Origin of the sequence: Companilactobacillus versmoldensis DSM 14857 = KCTC 3814 (assembly GCF_001434295.1) — a bacterium.
GTDB classification, from domain to species: domain Bacteria; phylum Bacillota; class Bacilli; order Lactobacillales; family Lactobacillaceae; genus Companilactobacillus; species Companilactobacillus versmoldensis.
The window spans coordinates 89,002-105,986 of the sequence record NZ_AZFA01000002.1 but is presented as its reverse complement, the minus strand read 5'-3'; the positions used below and the strand labels follow the sequence as shown (position 1 = coordinate 105,986).

Below are 16,985 nucleotides of genomic sequence, written 5' to 3'. Positions count from 1 at the left end.
CCCAGTCTTAAGTCAAGATTAGCTTAATAAATAAATTCATAAAATTCAACTCTTTTGGGGAGTTATTTCGCTGAAAAAAAAGAAAAATTCTGCTATTCTGAAATTAACAAATAATGAAGGTGATCACATCAAAACTTTAGTAGTAGTTTCACATCCAGATATTGCCAATTCGCAGACTCAGCAGTTTTTAAAAAAGGGAGCCGAGTTTATGAATGCCGAATGGCATCATGTTGAAGCACACGATAAAATTGCCATCGAGCATGAGCGGGAATTACTCCAATCCGCTGATCGGATAATTTTTCAGTTCCCATTATACTGGTATGCTGCACCATCAGGATTAAAACAGTGGATCGATACTGTAATGAGTCAAAACTTCGTTTATGGTGATCAGCAGTTTCATTTGGCCGATAAGGAATTTGGAATCGTGGTCACAACAGGGATGCCTGAAAAGGAATTTCAAATCGGTGGTTTGGAAAATATCACTATCGATCAGATCTTAGCTCCGTACCGTGCATTAGCTCATCGTGCTAAGATGAAAGTCTTACCATACTTTTTAGTCGATCAATTTTGGTATAAGACTGAGAATCAACAAATGCAATTATTGATTGATTATCAAAGATACTTGGATCAACCCCAACCTGACTCCCTAACTAATCGCCAAGAGTGGTTTAAAAACAATTTAGCCAAGTTCGTCGAAAATTTGTCGGTGAACGACCAGACCACTGGTAATTTAATTGCTGATACCTTTGAACAACAGATCGAGCAGTTGGATCAACTGAACGATACTTTAAAAATGATCAAGCAAGGGGAGGACGATAATCTTGAGTAATCAAAATATTTGGTTAGTAGAACAGGTCAAAGCTTTGGCAAAAAAGCAACCGGAATATGAAGACCGGGCTTTCTTGTACGCCTTGCAATCGGTCATCAAAGAACAGCAAAAACGGACTGAACAAATCCAGGGCGAGTTGGATGGAAGACTTTGGAATCATGACAATTGGTAAAAGAGGTCATATTATAAATAAAAACGTTAGGCAGGTATTTCTGAATAGAGATATCTGCCTTTATTTTGAGTTAAATCATGGCTATTTTAAGCAAAAAATTACAAAATAAATTCTATCTTTAGACTATTGATATCGCCGAATTTGAACTGTTATAAGCAAATCAGCAATATAAATGTTAATTGGTATAGAAAAATCATTCAAATGTTTAACATTTTTATGTAACTTTATGAAATTCATTTTTAAAAGAATATTTTTCAAAAAATGAATGCGGTAACATAGCCAAGCAGTATAGAATTATAGTATAATCTTGATGAATTAAATAAGCACCAATTATTGCCAATTATTATTGAATAAAATAATCGACTATTTTTTTGATTTAATAATTGGTCTATAAGGAGGTTGTAATGTGGCGAATAGTTAAATATTGTTTCGTTTTACTGATTCCAATATTGATGCTTTGGCAGTTGCAACCAACGATCGTCAAGGCAGATTCACAGTCTAGTTATTATGACATCACCTTAACTCAACATGATTTGAATGGTGATGGCGATACGTCAGCTGGTTCAGGAGGGTCAGGTGGCAATGTTTCAAATGGAAATAATGGTGGGAATAATCAGATTACTAAAGCTCCCGGCACTGATGTAACAAGTAGTCAACCCAAGACAGCACTCTCTGGCTTGTTACCACAGACCGGTAATCTACAACAAGGTGTCCTTTTGGGACTATTAGTTTTGATCTTAAGTTTAGTCATGTGGATGATATTTCTACTATTTAAAAACAGGAGAAGGAGAAATACTAATGAAAAATTTGATTAGGGTGTCAGCAATTTTAGGTGCAGCAATTATGGGAATCTCAACTGCAGGAGTAGGCGTTGCGTCAGCCGCTACGATCGATAACGGTTCAAATGGTCAAACTGACGCAAACGTTAATCTAGAGGTCGACGAAAATAACGCACAATATAAATTGACCAATGCGCCAGAGTTTGACTTTGGGACTCATACGATTGGTGCTGCAGCGATGAATCTGCAAGCAGCAACTGTCGTCGATAATTTAAGAGTTGAGAATCCAGGATTACAAAGTGGTTGGGTCGTTACAGCTCGTGCAAAAAATTTTGATGATCTTAGTGGTAATGCTTTGAATGGTGCTTATCTAACATTGAAGGGAGAGTCGCAAGCAGAAGATAGCAATAATATTTCGACCGCTCCGATCTCAGACACGGTTCAATTAAATTCAGCAGACACCCCAATTTTCCATGCTAATCCTGGTGGAGGTCTGGTTGCTTGGACTAGTGTATTTTCACCAAATGACACTTCAGCCGTTTTGCATATCCCGGATGGTAATTCAGAAGGAACATATACTGCGGCCATTACTTGGGAAATTCAGGATGCACCTTCCGCTTCATAAATTAATTTGATATAACAAATACATTTTAAGAAAGGACAATAATGCGACTCAGTCACAAGCTATTTGGCGGAATACTGATTGGTGCACTATTGTCCTTTTCAGCATTCCGGCAAGCTGTAAAAGCTTCAGATACACTAACGACTAAGGCTACAGTTGGTTTGCTTGATGGTCCTGAACCGGATGGTCCTAACGATATTTGGGATCCCTATGATCCTGATGATCCTTATCCAGGCGATCCAGCAGATCCTGATAATAAAGGAACAGGTTCAGTAGGTCAATTGACCTTAGATTACGTTAGTAACTTACGTTTTGGAAGTCATGAGATAAGGAATGGCGGTTTGACAGCTACAGCTTTAAACACCCATGCGATGGCACAGATAACTGATGGTCGAGGAAATGGAGCTGGCTGGACTCTGCAATTGCGTCCCGATTATTTAGTCGGTGAACAAACTGGCTCGGTAATAGGTGACGGCTATTTATATCTCGGCTCGATCATGATCAGAAAGCCGTCGACCAATGTGAGTTCAGCGCCAAACGTCAAGGCGACTAGGATTCCTCTTGGACAATGGGAAAATATTGTCACCGCACCAGTGAATTCTGGTAAAAGCGTTTGGACGATAGGCTTCAACCAAGTTGAAAGTTCACCGACAACCTTGGTGATAAATGATCTGAGTGGTTTAAAAGCTGATCATTATGTCGGTTCCTTAAGTTGGTCCTTGACCAATGCGCCAACATAAGTATTATTCGAAGTAGAGGATGTTTAGGGAGAGGAGATAAACATGATCAGGAAAAAATTTTGGTTAATTGTAAGTATTTTTACCGTGGCAATGTTGAGTTTTTTGGTCAATAATATCAAAACAGTCGACGCCGAAAATTTGAATTTTGATATCTCGGCAGTTCAGGCTGACAACCAAATCGACAAAGAAAAAACCTATTTTGATTTGTTAGTAAAACCTAGTGAAGGCCAGGATCTAACTGTTAAGATCAATAATAATTCTTCAAAAGCCAAGAAATTTCGGGTTTCAATCAATCGAGCAGGAACTAATCGTAATGGTGTGATCGATTATTCGACTCATGGGGCTAAAGCTGATAAGTCGTTGACTAATAATTTAGAAAAATTAGTTCCAGCTCCAAAGACAGTCACTGTACCGGCCAATACCAGTCAAGACTATACCTTTCATTTGAAAGTACCTAAGAAATCCTTTACAGGTGTTATCTTGGGTGGTGTCCGGGTCCAACAGATCAAAAAGACTTCAAAAAAATCTAAGAATGCCGTTTCGATCAGTAATCAATTTGCTTACGTGATCGGGTTGCAGCTACAAAGCAATGAAGATTACGTTGCTCCACAAATGAAATTGCTCGGCGTCAAAGCCAAACAATATAATGCTCGAAATTACGTCACGGCTAATTTACAAAATACCAAGCCTACGATCATGCATGATGTTTCTGTTAACGCGAAAGTTCATACACGTGGTACTAAAGATAAGGTCATAAGCTATAAGAAAGATAATATGACTATGGCGCCAAACAGTAATTTTGACTTTCCAATCGGAACTAACGAACAGGCCTTAAAACCAGGTAAGTATACTCTGGATCTTAAAGCGACAGCTGAAAAGGGCAGATATCATTGGCACTTTACGAAAGATTTCGTCATCACCGAAAAAGATGCCAACAAGTTGAACAAGTCGGCGGTAGATGTTAAACAAGGACCAAATTATTTCATTTGGATCTTAGTAGCAGTGATCATCGTCATTATCCTGCTAGCAATCATCATCTACTTGAATCAAAAGAATCAATCAAAACGTCGACATTGATCAATAAATGAATCACAAATATTTGGGTACTAATTCAATTTGAATTAGCACCCTCTTTTTATAATCAATATTTTATGAAACATTTTTTCAAAAAGTATTAAAATAAGATTAAACGGATGGGGATGAGTAGATGAGTAGTTTACAATTCGAGATTTCTGATATAACACAAGTACCATATGATGCAATCGTCAATGCTGCCAACAAAAGTTTGTTAGGTGGTGGAGGTGTCGACGGAGCGATCCACAAAGCCGCTGGTCCACAATTGTTAGAGGAGTGTAAGACACTCAACGGTTGTCAAACTGGTGAAGCTAAGATCACCAAAGGATATAATTTACCTTCTAAATTTGTTATCCATACTGTTGGCCCAGTTTATTCAGGTAAAGCCAAGGATAAAGAGATGCTGACCAATTGCTATCGAAATTCACTGGATCTAGCACGCCAAAAAGATTTACATAGTGTGGCCTTTTCAGCTATTTCGACTGGCGTATATGGCTATCCGCTGGATAAAGCAGCCGTGATTGCTTTAACTACGACTAGCACTTGGCTGAATGATAATTCAGATTATGACATGGATGTGTTACTAACTTGTTTTGACAATCGTGTCTACGATTCATACTCAGATTATGTTCAAAATTATTCTGGGAGTAACGCTTATTTGCAGAAAATGAAATATTGATTATCAATATGATTTTAAATAGTTATTAGTACATTGTTCAAAGGGGGAGCAGAAAATGAGATATACCGTTACTGGCGGTACTGGACATTTAGGTTCACAAATCGTTGAAAAATTAAGTAAAGTAGTACCAATTACCGATATTCGTGTCGGCGTTCATACGGTTAAGAAGGCCACTGATTTAATCAAGAACGGGTTCGATGTTCAAGGATTCGATTTCTTTGATGAAACGAGTTTGCAAAGATTGTTGTCAGATACCGATGTCTTTATTTACATACCAAGTAAAAGTTCTACTAGCTTTGAACGGATCAAAGAATTAGAAAAAGTTATCACAGCGGCAGAGGCAACAAAAGTTGGCCATTTTCTAGCGATGGGTTTCATTGCTGATCAAGTCAATAATCCATTTTCCATGTCGGCCTTTTACGGGTATCTGCCACGAAGATTAGCGGAGACCGGCTTGAAGTATACTGTCATTCGCAATGCTTTGTACGCCGATCCCTTGGTACCATATTTGCCAGAATTGATTCAAAGAGGACATGTAGTTTATCCAATGTCAGACCAAGCTTTGAGTTTCATCAGTTTGCAAGACAGTGCCAAAGCTTTTGCAAAAGTCGCGACTGAACCAAAGCTTTTAGTCTCACAAAAAATCTATACTTTGACACAATCTAGAAACTACACAATGGACCAATTGGGACAAGTTTTGACGCAAGTAAGTGGTCATGAGATCGGCTATCAACCGATGACTTCAGATGAGTTTGCTCAGACTTATAACGAAGACGGTGGAGGTTTGATGTTGGCCTCAATGTATCAAGCTGGTGCTATGGGTCTGTTGGACGAATTAAGTGATGATTATCAACATATCACTGGTCAAAAGGCCACTGAATTAAGTCAATTTTTGACTGAAGAATATTCACAATAGGAGGAACGCCATGAAAGCAGTTGTTGTTGAACATCCAGGAGGGCCAGAAGCCCTAAAATATCAAGAAATTCCTACTCCTCAAGTAAAGCCAGGCTGGAGTTTAGTCAAGGTCAAGGCATTTGGGGTCAACCATTCAGAGATCTTCACTCGTCAAGGCAAATCTCCTACAGTTTCTTTTCCAAGGATCTTAGGGATCGAGTGCGTTGGTGAAATTGCTAAGACCACAGATCCAGAACATTTGCCAGTCGGTCAAACAATCATGTCATTGATGGGTGAGATGGGGCGTGATTTTGATGGCGGTTATGCCGAATACGTTTTATTGCCCAATGAACAGATTTATCCGATCAATTCAAATCTAAGTTGGACTGATTTAGCAGCCATTCCGGAAACTTATTACACTGCTTATGGTGCATTGACTGGACTGCGGCTGTCACAAGGTGACTCGTTATTAGTCCGCGGTGGGACTAGTGGTGTCGGGATAGCAGCAGCTAAATTGGCCAAAGCGGTCGACCGAAATATCCATGTGACCGGAACTACGCGTGAGATTGCCAAAAAAGAGCTCTTATTAAACAAAGGCTTTGACGATGTGATCCTTGATAAAGATGATAAATTACAGACAGAATTGAAATTTGACAAAATTTTGGAATTGATTGGTCCCAAGACCTTGAAAAATTCTCTGGCTGCGTTAGCATTTAACGGTATCGTAAGTTCAACTGGAGAATTAGGTGGTGTTTGGGACATCAAAAACTTTGACCCCATTCCTATGATCCCCAATAATCGTTACTTAACGTCATTTTCTTCGGGTGATGTCAATCTTTCTTGGATCCATGATATGTTGAATTTGATTGAAGAACGTCACGTGGACGTATCGCCAACAAAAATTTATCATCTAGATCAAGTTGATGTTGCCCATGCTTACTTAGAAAGTGGTCAGAGTATTGGTAAGGTCGTTATTTCAGTTGAATAATCACTTGTATTATTTTGTAGGGGAATGATAACAAGTAGGGAGTGAAGTATTATCAAAAATTCATTTGGAGTCAGATTCATTGGTTTGATCCTCGGCTTAGTCCTTAATGCTTTGGGCAATGGACTTTGTATTTCATCAAATATGGGAAGTGGTATTTGGACCGCCTCAGCCGTAAATTTGAACCAGTGGCTGGGAGTAGATACCGGATTGGTCTTGTTTATTATCGGTGTACTGAATGCTTTGACCAACCAATTCTTGATCCATCGAGTCGATGTGAAGCGTTTTATAGGTCAGATTTTATTCGTTTCATTTTACAGTTACTTTATTGACCTATTTACGATGCTGTTCGAGTTCATGGGTATTCCCAAATTACCAATCTTTCCAAGAGCATTGATAGCAATCCTAAGTATCATTTGTTTCTGCGTGGCTATTTCATTGTATCAACGGGCTAACATCGTCATGCATCCAAATGATGATACAACTAATATCCTGCGTTTCCATTATCTAAAAGGTAATTCGACCGCAGCCCAGATCATTGACTTTATCCCACCAACCATCGTTGTCATTGTAGCCTTTATCTTTACTCACCAAATATATTCGATCAATATTGCTACGTTAGTGTCAATCTTGTTTAACGGAGTGTTCATCGCCACCTCAGATAAACTAGTTTGGCCTCGGTTGAAACATAATTTTAAAATCAAATTTGAAAATAGAGAATGAAAAAAGAATGCTCCAAAAGACGGTTGATTTGCGAGCATTAACGAGAAAAAGCCTGTTATTCCTGGTTTTGGAATAACGGGCTTTTTAACGTTAAGCGGAACAAATTGTCTTTTGGAGCACGTTTCGACAATATGAAAGGTTGGGGGTAGTCATAGATGCGTCAAGCGGAATAAGCTGCCTTTTGTTGCACGTTTCAGTAAATCAAAAGCCGTCTATTCAAGGTATTAAACTCTTGAATGGACGGCTATAGTTTTATCGTTTTATCGAGATTTAACTAAATGCTTTCCTAAATCATGCCAAACGTTACTTTTATCAATGAATTGTAAGAGATCAAAGATTCGATCTGAGTTGACGTTTCGATCAGTTAAACAAATATGTTGAATTTTATAATACATTTGATCTAAATATTTGCCACTATCATAACCGTCGATCACTTTGATCCGGAATGATTCCAAAATAGGTATCATGCTGGTACCTTCAGTTTCTGACATGACTTCATCAATTAAATTTATAAGTTCTAATCTGTTCTTTCTTCTCAATGTCACAACCTCCAGCCATCGGTGATGAATTAAAGTATTGTATTTCGAAGTAAATATTAAAATGTTCAACATTCCACTGACATTTTCAAATTAAATATACCGTGTTTAAAAATTATATTCAACTGAATTATGCAAAATAATATTCGAGAAAACGATCTCATTTTATTAAATTATCGTGGTATAATCTTTCACAATTTTACAATTAAAATTGTGGTGCTAAATACCGTGGCTCAAAAAAAATATTTTCTTCGACAATTGTGTAATCAAGTGACAGTGTTAGTCAATTTTTTCAGGTTCAAAAATGAACGAAAATGTAATCTTTTTTATTTTAATAATTGATTAAAGTAGAAATTTCAAAGTAATATGATTTTGATTTTTTAAAATAGATGAATTTGTTGAAATCACCACTTTGATACGTATAAAACCAATTGTAAAAATTTGGCTTTATACGTTTTTTTTTAAATATTTTTGTTTAGGCATATAAATATATATTCCATTTTTTATGTTTAAAATATGGTGCTTTTTGATTGCTTAATTGGGCCAATAATCATATAAATTAAGTGTGAATAGATGAAGACGTATCCATCTATCACATTAACATCTGCGAAGGTTAAAAGATTTCGATTGTAAATGGAATGTGACTGTAACGGATTTACAATTTGAAAAGTCATGAGTCCTAAGCCCTTAACGACTAATTAAAACCTCAGCAGTAATTTCGTATTTACGGGCATTAAATGAAAGTCTATTTGATCGACGAGGAGAGTATTGATCAGATAGATTAAGAGGAAATTTACTATGAGAAAATTAATTAAAGTTGGAGTTGCAATGACCTCTGCGTTGCTTGCTCTCGGAACTAGTGGTGCCGCAATTGGGATTGCCAGTGCGGCAACAACTGATGCTAATTCGACATTGACCGCAGTTCCACCAACCCTAAATAGTGAACCATCAATCGATTTTGGGACTAGCCCAGTTTCATTAACAACTAAGACATATACTTCAACTGGAATCACTGGAAGTTTGGATGTTGCCAATGCTGGAGGTATTGCCGGTTGGACAGTAACTGTTTCTGCCTCACCATTTACTTCCGCTGATGGCGGAGTCCTTGAAGGGACGACCTTTGAATTGGATAATTCCAGTAAAACACCAATCGTTGGTACTGGTGGTCAATCAGCCGCTGAATTACCAACTGCAGTAACTCCATTTGCTCTCACTTCAACACCTGCAACTATCTTTAGCGCTCCTGCTTCAACCGATAAGGCACATGTTGGTGTTGGTGAGTTTTCAGATTCGTTCCAAGCTGGTGATGCTTCGTTAACGATCCCAGCTGGTTCAACAGTTGCTGGAGCATATACATCAACCTTGACATGGACATTGTCAGATGCTTCAACATCCGCAACTACACCATCCGCATAAATTAAAAATTTAAATAAGAGGGGGAGTACCGTTATAAATTTTATCAACGGTATGCCTCCTTTTTCTATTCAGTAATGGAGATAATATTATGAAAAGAACCCAATTGTTTTTTCTTTGCACATTGTCGTTTTTTTTGACCGCAATTTTAGTGATCAATGGTCAAACGGCTAAGGCTGCAGCTAGTGAGCCCAGTTATGCAGTTAGTGCTGAGATCCCTGATAATCAGATCAATAGGAAAGTCTCTTTTTTCGATCTAAAAGTAACTCCTGGTAGTTCTCAAGATCTGAAATTTAAAATTATGAACAACAGTAGTGCCCAACATCAATATTTAGTCGAAGTTAATCGGGCATCGACTAATTCTAATGGCATAATTGACTACACTCAACATGGCACTAAAAAAGACCCTGATTTAAAGTTTGATATCGAAGCAATGTTTCCTAAGCCTCAAAAAGTCACTGTCGCCGCAAATTCGAGTCAAGAAGTTACTTTGCACATGACAACTCCTAATGAAGCATTTACGGGAATGATTTTAGGGGGTATTAGGGTCATTCAGTTAAATCAAATCAGTAAAACAGATAATACTAAAGGCAAAAATTTAATAACTAAAAATCAATACGCATATATCATAGGAGTTCAGATCCAACAAAATACGGATGCGGTTAAACCTGATTTAAAGCTCCGTCAAGGCGTAGTTGAAAAAAATAATGGCAAGACTGATATTGCAGCAAAATTAGCTAATGATGCTCCGACAATCATCAATCAAGCTGAAGTCAAAGCTACAGTTACCCCTGTCAATAAATCTAATAAGCTGATTCAAATGGATAAGCACAATATGCAAATTGCCCCGGAAACAAATTTTGACCTACCAGTCAATACTAGTGATCAAGTTTTGAAACCAGGCAAATATACGATGTATATCGCTGCTAACGGTGATAATGGCACTCAAAAATGGCAGATGCAGAAAAACTTTATCATAACCAAATCAGAATTCAAAAAGTTACAAAAGACTGCGGCTGCAACACCAACAAGTGTCAACCAACCAAATTATAGATTGATCATCAGTCTAGCAATTTTAGGGGCTTTGATCATCATCGGTCTTTTGATTTGGAACTTTAAATTACAAAGACGTGGACGTCATTAAAAATGTCACGGCATATATGAGTTAATGGTATTATCTAGTTAATAGTTGTTATAGGGGAGGATCTACTGATGAAATTATCATTAAAATATGCTGTACTGATGACTAGCGTTTTAATAATTGGTTCACCTATGATTACCGCTAGTCCTGTGATGACCACTAGTCCGTCGACGGCAATGGCTGCTACTAGTTCACAAACTGAAGCGATTGCTCGTGATGTGCAAAAGGAACTCAATAATCTGCGCAATCAAAATGGCGAACAGTCATTAGACAGAGTTTATGAGCTAACTTATTTAGCACAAACAAGAGCTAATCATTTGTCTAATATCAACTCATTAGATGAACATTCTGGCTACAATTATCTTGCTGGAGAACCGTATACTGCGGTAGCTGGTGAAAATATCGGCTATTGGTATAATTCTTCAGTAAATGATCCTGAGAAAATTGCTAAATAAATAATTGCTGATCTCTATGATGATACTGGGGTGTCAACTTTTGGTCATCGTAAAAATATGCTAAATCCTTATTTCAAACATGTCGGAATTGGTGTTTCGGTCAATCCAGCAAATGGCTACATTTACTATGCCCAAGATTTCGGGACAACTAATTCTGAATTAGGCAATAAGTGGGCTGGTGCCAGGGCCTACTCACAATATACTTCTCAAGTTGGTCTTAGTTCTAATTACCCAACTGTTTATGACCGTAATTCTTCAAGCAGTTCCCAAACTACTGATATGGGCGTTCGACAGATCAATGCAGTCGTCACCACCAGTCAGTTAACGCCGTTAACGATTGGTCCAAATGGCAAGACTGACAATCGAAGTTTGGCTAAACATACTGGTTGGTACACTGACAAGGTCTTTACTGACCAAAATGGTCATACTTTGTATCGGGTCTCAACGAGTGAATGGGCTCAGATCGATAATGCCAACCTTGAATATCTTTAAATGATAACGAGTAAACATGTATAATGTTCACAAGGAGAATAATATGCGAATAAAAAATATTGTTGCTCTTTGTGTGAGTTATTTATTATTGATCGTGGCGATGTTCATTTCTGGCATTGATCAAGCGCAAGGAGGACTACAAGTCACTGGAAGTTTGGTTTTACTGATTGTTTTTACATTCACTTTGATGATCCTGTATACGCCGTTTATCGTGGCGGCAATTTTTATTAGTCGTAAAACAAGTATTGCCGTGTTGGCATTCAGCATTTTTATGGAGGTGGCGGTCATGCTACAACTTTTGCTGAATAGCATTTTTTCACAGCAGCCCTTTGGTTTCTCACAAGGCGTGATGCTGGTCTTTACGCCGATAAATATGATTGTCTTACTGTTTTTGATTATTGTGAATGCAATTTATCTTTCAAAACATCGAACTGGATGGTAAAAAAATAACGTCAATTCATTTTGAATTGACGTTATTTTTGTATTATTTTACAGCTAGCCTAAGGATCCCCCAATCAAATAGGTGACTGCCATGGTTCCTATTCCCACTAAAAGATTTCGCAGAATACCTTTTAATCGATCTGAATCACCTAGTACAGCACTGGCGTAACCAGTAAAGGTCATTGCTAGTACAACGGCTCCGATAGTTCCTGGGACTTTGTATGGGTAGGGGATGAACGTGATTGATAATAGCGGTAATAATGAACCCATAATGAAAGAACAAAATGATGAGATGGCTGCATGCCAAGGATTAAAGTAATGTTTTAACTCGATGTTACATTTTGATTTTAAAGTTACATTCAATGGATCATTCTCCATTAATTGATCTGAGACTTGACTGGCCAAACTAGGAGTTAAGCCCTCATTGATATAGTGTTGAGTTAAATCGTTACGTTCAGCATCGTAATCATTTTGAATATGGTATTTTTGAAATTCGGCCATAGTCTTTTGAGTGTCACGTTGGGTACTAACTGAAATATATTCGCCGCCTCCCATGGAGAGAGCACCAGCAAACATACCAGAAATCCCAGCGATGAATAACGCTGCCTGACTCTGTTGAGCACCGGCGACACCAAGTACGATACCAGCGACTGAAACAATTCCATCGTTTGCACCTAAGACACCAGCACGAATAATATTCAGTTGTTCTGAAAGATGAAATTTATGAATCAGCCTCTGCGATAAAGATTGTTCATTTGGAGAAGTAATTGATTTCATAATATTAAGCCCTCATTTCCAACGATTTAAGGCTAGTATAGCTGTAAATTAGGGTGAAACAAGGTACAATTGTGAATAAATACTCATTTTATGATAGTTTTTCATAAATTAATAGATATTATCTATTCGTTGGATAGATAAGTTAAATTGATTGTTTGTAAAAATAACTTAATTTAACAGTGTTGTCAACGCTTTATTTAATGATTCTTTATTGATTTTAAGTTCAAAAATATTTAATAAATGTAAATAGTTTCTTGATCAATGATTTACAATTGTCTGAAAATAATGCTTTTTATTACTGAAAACATTCTTAGGTATCTTAGTAATTATATTTAGAAAAAGAATTGGTTTTAATTGTGGAGAAATTATTTATTTTGATGTGCATGAGAGGAGTAAGTTTATGACTAATATTCATGATATTGCCAAATTATCGGGTTATTCTGCCGCAACTGTTTCACGGGTGATAAATCAACGTGGCTATGTTTCTGATAAGGCGCGGGAAAAAATAAAATCTATCATTGATCAAATGGACTATGTCCCCAATGATGTTGCGCGAGATCTTAGTCGTGTGAAAACATATAATATTGGCGTAGTTTTACCATATACCGAGCATGCTTATTTTAATCAAATGTTAGACGGTATTATGTCGGCAGCCTTTAAACATGGTTATCGAGTCTTGATCTTATTATCTAATTATGAGCAAGATAAAGAATTGGAATTCTTAGAGCAATTGCGAAGAAGAGCTTTCGATGCACTGATTTTTACTTCTCATGGACTTCCATTGACAAAAATTTCCAAATATCTTCGTTATGGACAGATTGTTTGTTGCCAGGATCCTGGAGAAGTCCAGATTCCAGCTGCCTATACACAACGTTATGAGACTTATGTAGAAGCATTCAAATGGGTCAAAGAACGGGGATATTCCCGGATTGGTCTAATGCAAAATCGTGATTATCATGTCAGTGCCACCAGTGAAAAAACAATTGCTGCATATTCGGCTGTCTTTTCAAAGATGCCCGACCCACAAATGATCGTTAATGAAGTGATGACTTACCAAGATGGTTACCAGGCAGGTAAGTATTATCATCAACTTAAGCAACAACCTGATTTTGTTTTTTGTAACAGTGATGATATTGCCACTGGCTTTCGGCAGTTTTATTTGGATCAAAAATTATCTGCTCCAGATTTTATGGGGCAGGAACATCAACTTCCTAGTCAACTTTTAAATTTTTCCACGATCGATCATCAGATACTAAAAGTAGGACATGCAGCAATGGAATTAGCCATTAGTGGGGAATCTAAAATCGTCCGGATACCTTCAAGATTTATTAATCGTGCTTAAAGTTTAATTTAGTTTTTATAAAATGTTTTATGATATCGGAAACCAAATTTGGCTTTTATTAAATATTTATACGGATAAATTTTAAGAAAATCCGTCTTGATAAGTAAAAATCATGCTAAGATATAGGTTGATAAACGATCTAACGGAAGTGATGAAATGGAAACCAAATATGAAACGGTCAAACAAGATCTACGAGAGAAGATCCTCTCTGGATTTTACGAGATTAATGATAAATTACCGACTGAATCAGTCATGATGAAAACCTACAATGTTAGTCGCTATACCATTAGACGAGCAATCAGTGACTTAGAGATCGAACATTATATTTACACTATCCAAGGTGGAGGGATGTTTGTCGACGACTGGCAGAAACATATAAAGAAACAACCGCTAGAAAGTAAGCAAATTGGTGTTATCACTACGCATATAGCTGATTATATTTTTCCAAATATCATCACTGGTATCGACCGCTTTATTTCTAATGAGGGTTACTCGATCCTACTGAGTAATACTCAAAATAATCCTGAAAAGGAACGGACCAGTTTGCAACGGATGCTCGATAGTAATTTATCAGGATTAATTATTGAACCGACGCAAAGTGCGATTGAGAATCCTAATCACGATCTGTTCATAAAACTGCAAAATTCTCAGTTACCAACGATTTTTATTGATTCGCATTATCCCGATTTGGATTTTCCCTACATCGAAATGGCAGATGTTGACGCTGGAAAGGCTGTTACGGATGCCTTGTTTGACTTGGGACATGAGCGGATTTTAGGTATTTTCAAGATTGATGATAGCCAGGGGGTTCATCGGATGAATGGTTATATAAAATCATATCAAGCTCATAATCAATACTCGTATCTAAGTGAGATTGTTATGTACCAATCATCCGATAACTTACATTCAGTTTTTATGAGGATCGAGGCTATTTTACGGCGAGAAGATCGTCCGACAGCAATCGTTTGCTACAATGATCAATTAGCGATTCAAGTGATTGATTTGATTAGATCGCTGAAAATGCAAGTCCCTGACGATATTTCAGTGATTGCGTTTGATAATTACCAACTTTCGCGATATATCTCACCAAAGCTTAGTACAGTTGAACATCCGAAAGAAAAGATGGGGCGTGACGCCGCTAAGATGCTTTTTGACTTGATGGATGGTAAAGATACCGAGAAAGTTATTAAATATCCGCCACAATTGATTTTGCGTGAATCTACCGCTAAATTAGAGCAAAATAAATAAATCCCATTTAACACGACCACTCAAATTTTTTTGAGTGGTCTTTTTTTGTCTGCAAATCCTAATCTATTGCACTTTTATTGGTAAATTTATCCGAATGAATTTAAAGGATGTGAAAAAATTATCCTGATTTATCCGTATAAATGTCTTATGATATTTTTTGAGCTTATGAAAGTGCTTTCAAATATAAATGCTTTAAATGAGGAGATAAATAGATGAATAAGGTTAAAAAAATCCCCAGTGGTTTTATTTACTTTTTCGGATCGTTTGGGGGAATTTTATTTGGATATGATATTGGTGTAATGACTGGTGCTTTACCTTTCTTACTACATGATTGGAGCCTACAAAATAGTGCTGGTGTTGTTGGGTGGATCACTTCAGCTGTTATGTTTGGTGCCATCTTTGGTGGAGCTTTGGCAGGTAGTTTATCCGATAAATTAGGTCGTCGGAAGATGATTTTGATTTCCGCAATTATTTTTGCAATTGGTTCAATTCTTTCAGGTATTTCACCACATGATGGTCAGTATTACTTGATCATTGTCAGAATATTCCTAGGTTTGGCTGTTGGTGCTGCATCTGCTTTAGTACCTGCTTATATGTCTGAAATGGCTCCAGCTCGTTTGCGTGGTCGTCTTTCAGGTATCAACCAAACAATGATCACTTCCGGTATGTTGCTTTCTTATATTGTTGATTTCTTATTGAAAGGTCTTCCAGAACAATTGGCTTGGAGACTGATGTTAGGTTTAGCGGCCGTTCCGGCTATCATCCTATTCTGCGGTGTCTTGAGATTACCTGAATCACCACGTTTCTTAGTCAAAAATAATCGTCTAGATGAAGCAAGACAAGTATTATCATTCATCAGACCATCTGACGAAGTAGAGACAGAAATTAAAAATATCCAAGAAACAGCAACCGATGAACATGTTGCTGAAAAGAATACTTCTTTGAAGACATTATTCAGTGGTAAATATCGTTATTTGGTTATTGCTGGTGTCGGTGTAGCTGCTTTCCAACAATTCCAAGGTGCTAATGCAATCTTTTATTACATTCCTTTGATCGTTGAAAAGGCTACTGGTAATGCAGCAAGTTCAGCCTTAATGTGGCCAATCGTTCAAGGCATCTTATTGGTTGTTGGCTCATTATTGTTCTTGTTGATTGCTGATAAATTTAATCGTCGTAGCCTCTTAACGTTGGGTGGTACGGTAATGGGACTATCATTTATCCTTCCAACAATTTTAAATATGATGATTCCTAATATGAGCCCAATGATGATCGTCGTATTCTTAAGTATCTTCGTGGCGTTCTATTCATTCACTTGGGCACCTCTTACATGGGTATTAGTTGGTGAAATTTTCCCACTAGCAATTCGTGGACGTGCGTCAGGTATTGCATCATCATTCAACTGGATCGGTTCTTTCTTAGTTGGATTATTATTCCCAATCATGACTGCAAACATGAGTCAAGAAGCAGTCTTCGCTATCTTCGGGATCATCTGCTTGTTAGGTGTCTTATTCGTTAGAACTAGAGTTCCTGAAACTAAAGGTCACACTCTTGAAGAAATCGAAGAAGAAGGAACTAGACATGAAAGTAAAAAAGCTGCCACAACTCAAGAAAGTTAAGCAGTAAACGAAAATTCAAATAGGAG

At 37.4% G+C, this 16,985-nt stretch carries 20 protein-coding genes; 18 read left to right on the top strand and 2 right to left on the bottom strand.

The window, feature by feature from the left end; genetic code table 11:
- Positions 1-70 precede the first annotated feature (70 nt).
- The 10 genes from FC27_RS01820 to FC27_RS01775 all read left to right on the top strand — a co-directional run bounded on the left by FC27_RS01820 (position 71) and on the right by FC27_RS01775 (position 7,498).
- Positions 71-829, top strand: a complete 759-nt coding sequence (locus tag FC27_RS01820; protein ID WP_338025903.1) for an NAD(P)H-dependent oxidoreductase — start codon at positions 71-73, stop codon at positions 827-829.
- Positions 822-1,001, top strand: coding sequence for a hypothetical protein (locus FC27_RS01815; RefSeq protein WP_010624029.1), 180 nt, complete (start codon positions 822-824; stop codon positions 999-1,001). Before FC27_RS01820 ends, FC27_RS01815 begins: the two co-directional genes overlap by 8 nt.
- A gap of 404 nt (positions 1,002-1,405) precedes the next feature.
- The gene (locus FC27_RS01810) at positions 1,406-1,816 is read left to right on the top strand and encodes a hypothetical protein (protein WP_010624028.1); all 411 of its coding nucleotides are present in this window, start codon (positions 1,406-1,408) and stop codon (positions 1,814-1,816) included.
- Positions 1,800-2,405, top strand: a complete 606-nt coding sequence (locus tag FC27_RS01805) for a WxL domain-containing protein (protein ID WP_010624027.1) — start codon at positions 1,800-1,802, stop codon at positions 2,403-2,405. The genes FC27_RS01810 and FC27_RS01805 overlap by 17 nt, the downstream gene beginning before the upstream one ends.
- A 41-nt stretch (positions 2,406-2,446) precedes the next feature.
- A complete protein-coding gene (locus tag FC27_RS01800) occupies positions 2,447-3,142 on the top strand; it encodes a WxL domain-containing protein (protein ID WP_010624026.1) in 696 nt (231 codons plus the stop codon).
- A 42-nt stretch (positions 3,143-3,184) separates the two neighbouring features.
- Positions 3,185-4,219, top strand: a complete 1,035-nt coding sequence (locus tag FC27_RS01795; protein WP_010624025.1) for a WxLIP family cell surface protein — start codon at positions 3,185-3,187, stop codon at positions 4,217-4,219.
- 130 nt (positions 4,220-4,349) lie between these two features.
- Entirely contained in the window at positions 4,350-4,895 is a 546-nt protein-coding gene (locus FC27_RS01790; protein ID WP_010624024.1) for an O-acetyl-ADP-ribose deacetylase, read from the top strand.
- A gap of 55 nt (positions 4,896-4,950) precedes the next feature.
- Entirely contained in the window at positions 4,951-5,811 is an 861-nt protein-coding gene (locus FC27_RS01785) for an NmrA family NAD(P)-binding protein (protein ID WP_010624023.1), read from the top strand.
- 10 nt (positions 5,812-5,821) lie between these two features.
- Entirely contained in the window at positions 5,822-6,778 is a 957-nt protein-coding gene (locus FC27_RS01780) for a zinc-binding alcohol dehydrogenase family protein (protein ID WP_010624022.1), read from the top strand.
- Between the two features lie 84 nt (positions 6,779-6,862).
- On the top strand, positions 6,863-7,498 hold the full coding sequence (locus FC27_RS01775) for a DUF6198 family protein (RefSeq protein WP_010624021.1): 636 nt from the start codon (positions 6,863-6,865) through the stop codon (positions 7,496-7,498).
- 260 nt (positions 7,499-7,758) lie between these two features.
- Here FC27_RS01775 and FC27_RS01770 read toward each other — a convergent pair whose 3' ends face one another.
- A complete protein-coding gene (locus FC27_RS01770) occupies positions 7,759-8,037 on the bottom strand; it encodes a hypothetical protein (RefSeq protein WP_010624020.1) in 279 nt (92 codons plus the stop codon).
- A 795-nt stretch (positions 8,038-8,832) separates the two neighbouring features.
- Here FC27_RS01770 and FC27_RS01765 point away from each other — a divergent pair.
- The 5 genes from FC27_RS01765 (at position 8,833) to FC27_RS01745 (ending at position 11,977) form a co-directional block, all read left to right on the top strand.
- Complete coding sequence (locus tag FC27_RS01765) at positions 8,833-9,450, top strand: WxL domain-containing protein (protein ID WP_010624019.1); 618 nt, start codon at positions 8,833-8,835, stop codon at positions 9,448-9,450.
- An 88-nt stretch (positions 9,451-9,538) separates the two neighbouring features.
- Positions 9,539-10,591 carry a WxLIP family cell surface protein gene (locus FC27_RS01760; RefSeq protein ID WP_010624018.1) on the top strand — a complete coding sequence of 351 codons (1,053 nt, stop codon included), beginning with the start codon at positions 9,539-9,541 and terminating at the stop codon, positions 10,589-10,591.
- A gap of 68 nt (positions 10,592-10,659) precedes the next feature.
- The gene (locus FC27_RS01755) at positions 10,660-11,043 is read left to right on the top strand and encodes a spore germination YkwD domain-containing protein (RefSeq protein WP_010624017.1); all 384 of its coding nucleotides are present in this window, start codon (positions 10,660-10,662) and stop codon (positions 11,041-11,043) included.
- Entirely contained in the window at positions 11,044-11,535 is a 492-nt protein-coding gene (locus FC27_RS01750) for a CAP domain-containing protein (RefSeq protein WP_338025902.1), read from the top strand.
- 43 nt (positions 11,536-11,578) lie between these two features.
- Positions 11,579-11,977 carry a hypothetical protein gene (locus tag FC27_RS01745; RefSeq protein ID WP_010624015.1) on the top strand — a complete coding sequence of 133 codons (399 nt, stop codon included), beginning with the start codon at positions 11,579-11,581 and terminating at the stop codon, positions 11,975-11,977.
- A gap of 53 nt (positions 11,978-12,030) precedes the next feature.
- Here the strand turns inward: FC27_RS01745 and FC27_RS01740 are convergent, their stop codons facing one another.
- Complete coding sequence (locus tag FC27_RS01740) at positions 12,031-12,753, bottom strand: VIT1/CCC1 transporter family protein (protein WP_010624014.1); 723 nt, start codon at positions 12,751-12,753, stop codon at positions 12,031-12,033.
- Between the two features lie 400 nt (positions 12,754-13,153).
- Here FC27_RS01740 and FC27_RS01735 point away from each other — a divergent pair, with 400 nt between their 5' ends.
- From FC27_RS01735 to FC27_RS01725, 3 genes are all read left to right on the top strand, one after another.
- Entirely contained in the window at positions 13,154-14,095 is a 942-nt protein-coding gene (locus FC27_RS01735) for a LacI family DNA-binding transcriptional regulator (protein ID WP_010624013.1), read from the top strand.
- A gap of 156 nt (positions 14,096-14,251) precedes the next feature.
- Positions 14,252-15,343: a GntR family transcriptional regulator gene (locus tag FC27_RS01730; protein ID WP_010624012.1), complete on the top strand. Its 1,092-nt coding sequence runs from the start codon at positions 14,252-14,254 to the stop codon at positions 15,341-15,343.
- A gap of 212 nt (positions 15,344-15,555) precedes the next feature.
- A complete protein-coding gene (locus FC27_RS01725) occupies positions 15,556-16,959 on the top strand; it encodes a sugar porter family MFS transporter (protein WP_010624011.1) in 1,404 nt (467 codons plus the stop codon).
- Positions 16,960-16,985 lie beyond the last annotated feature (26 nt).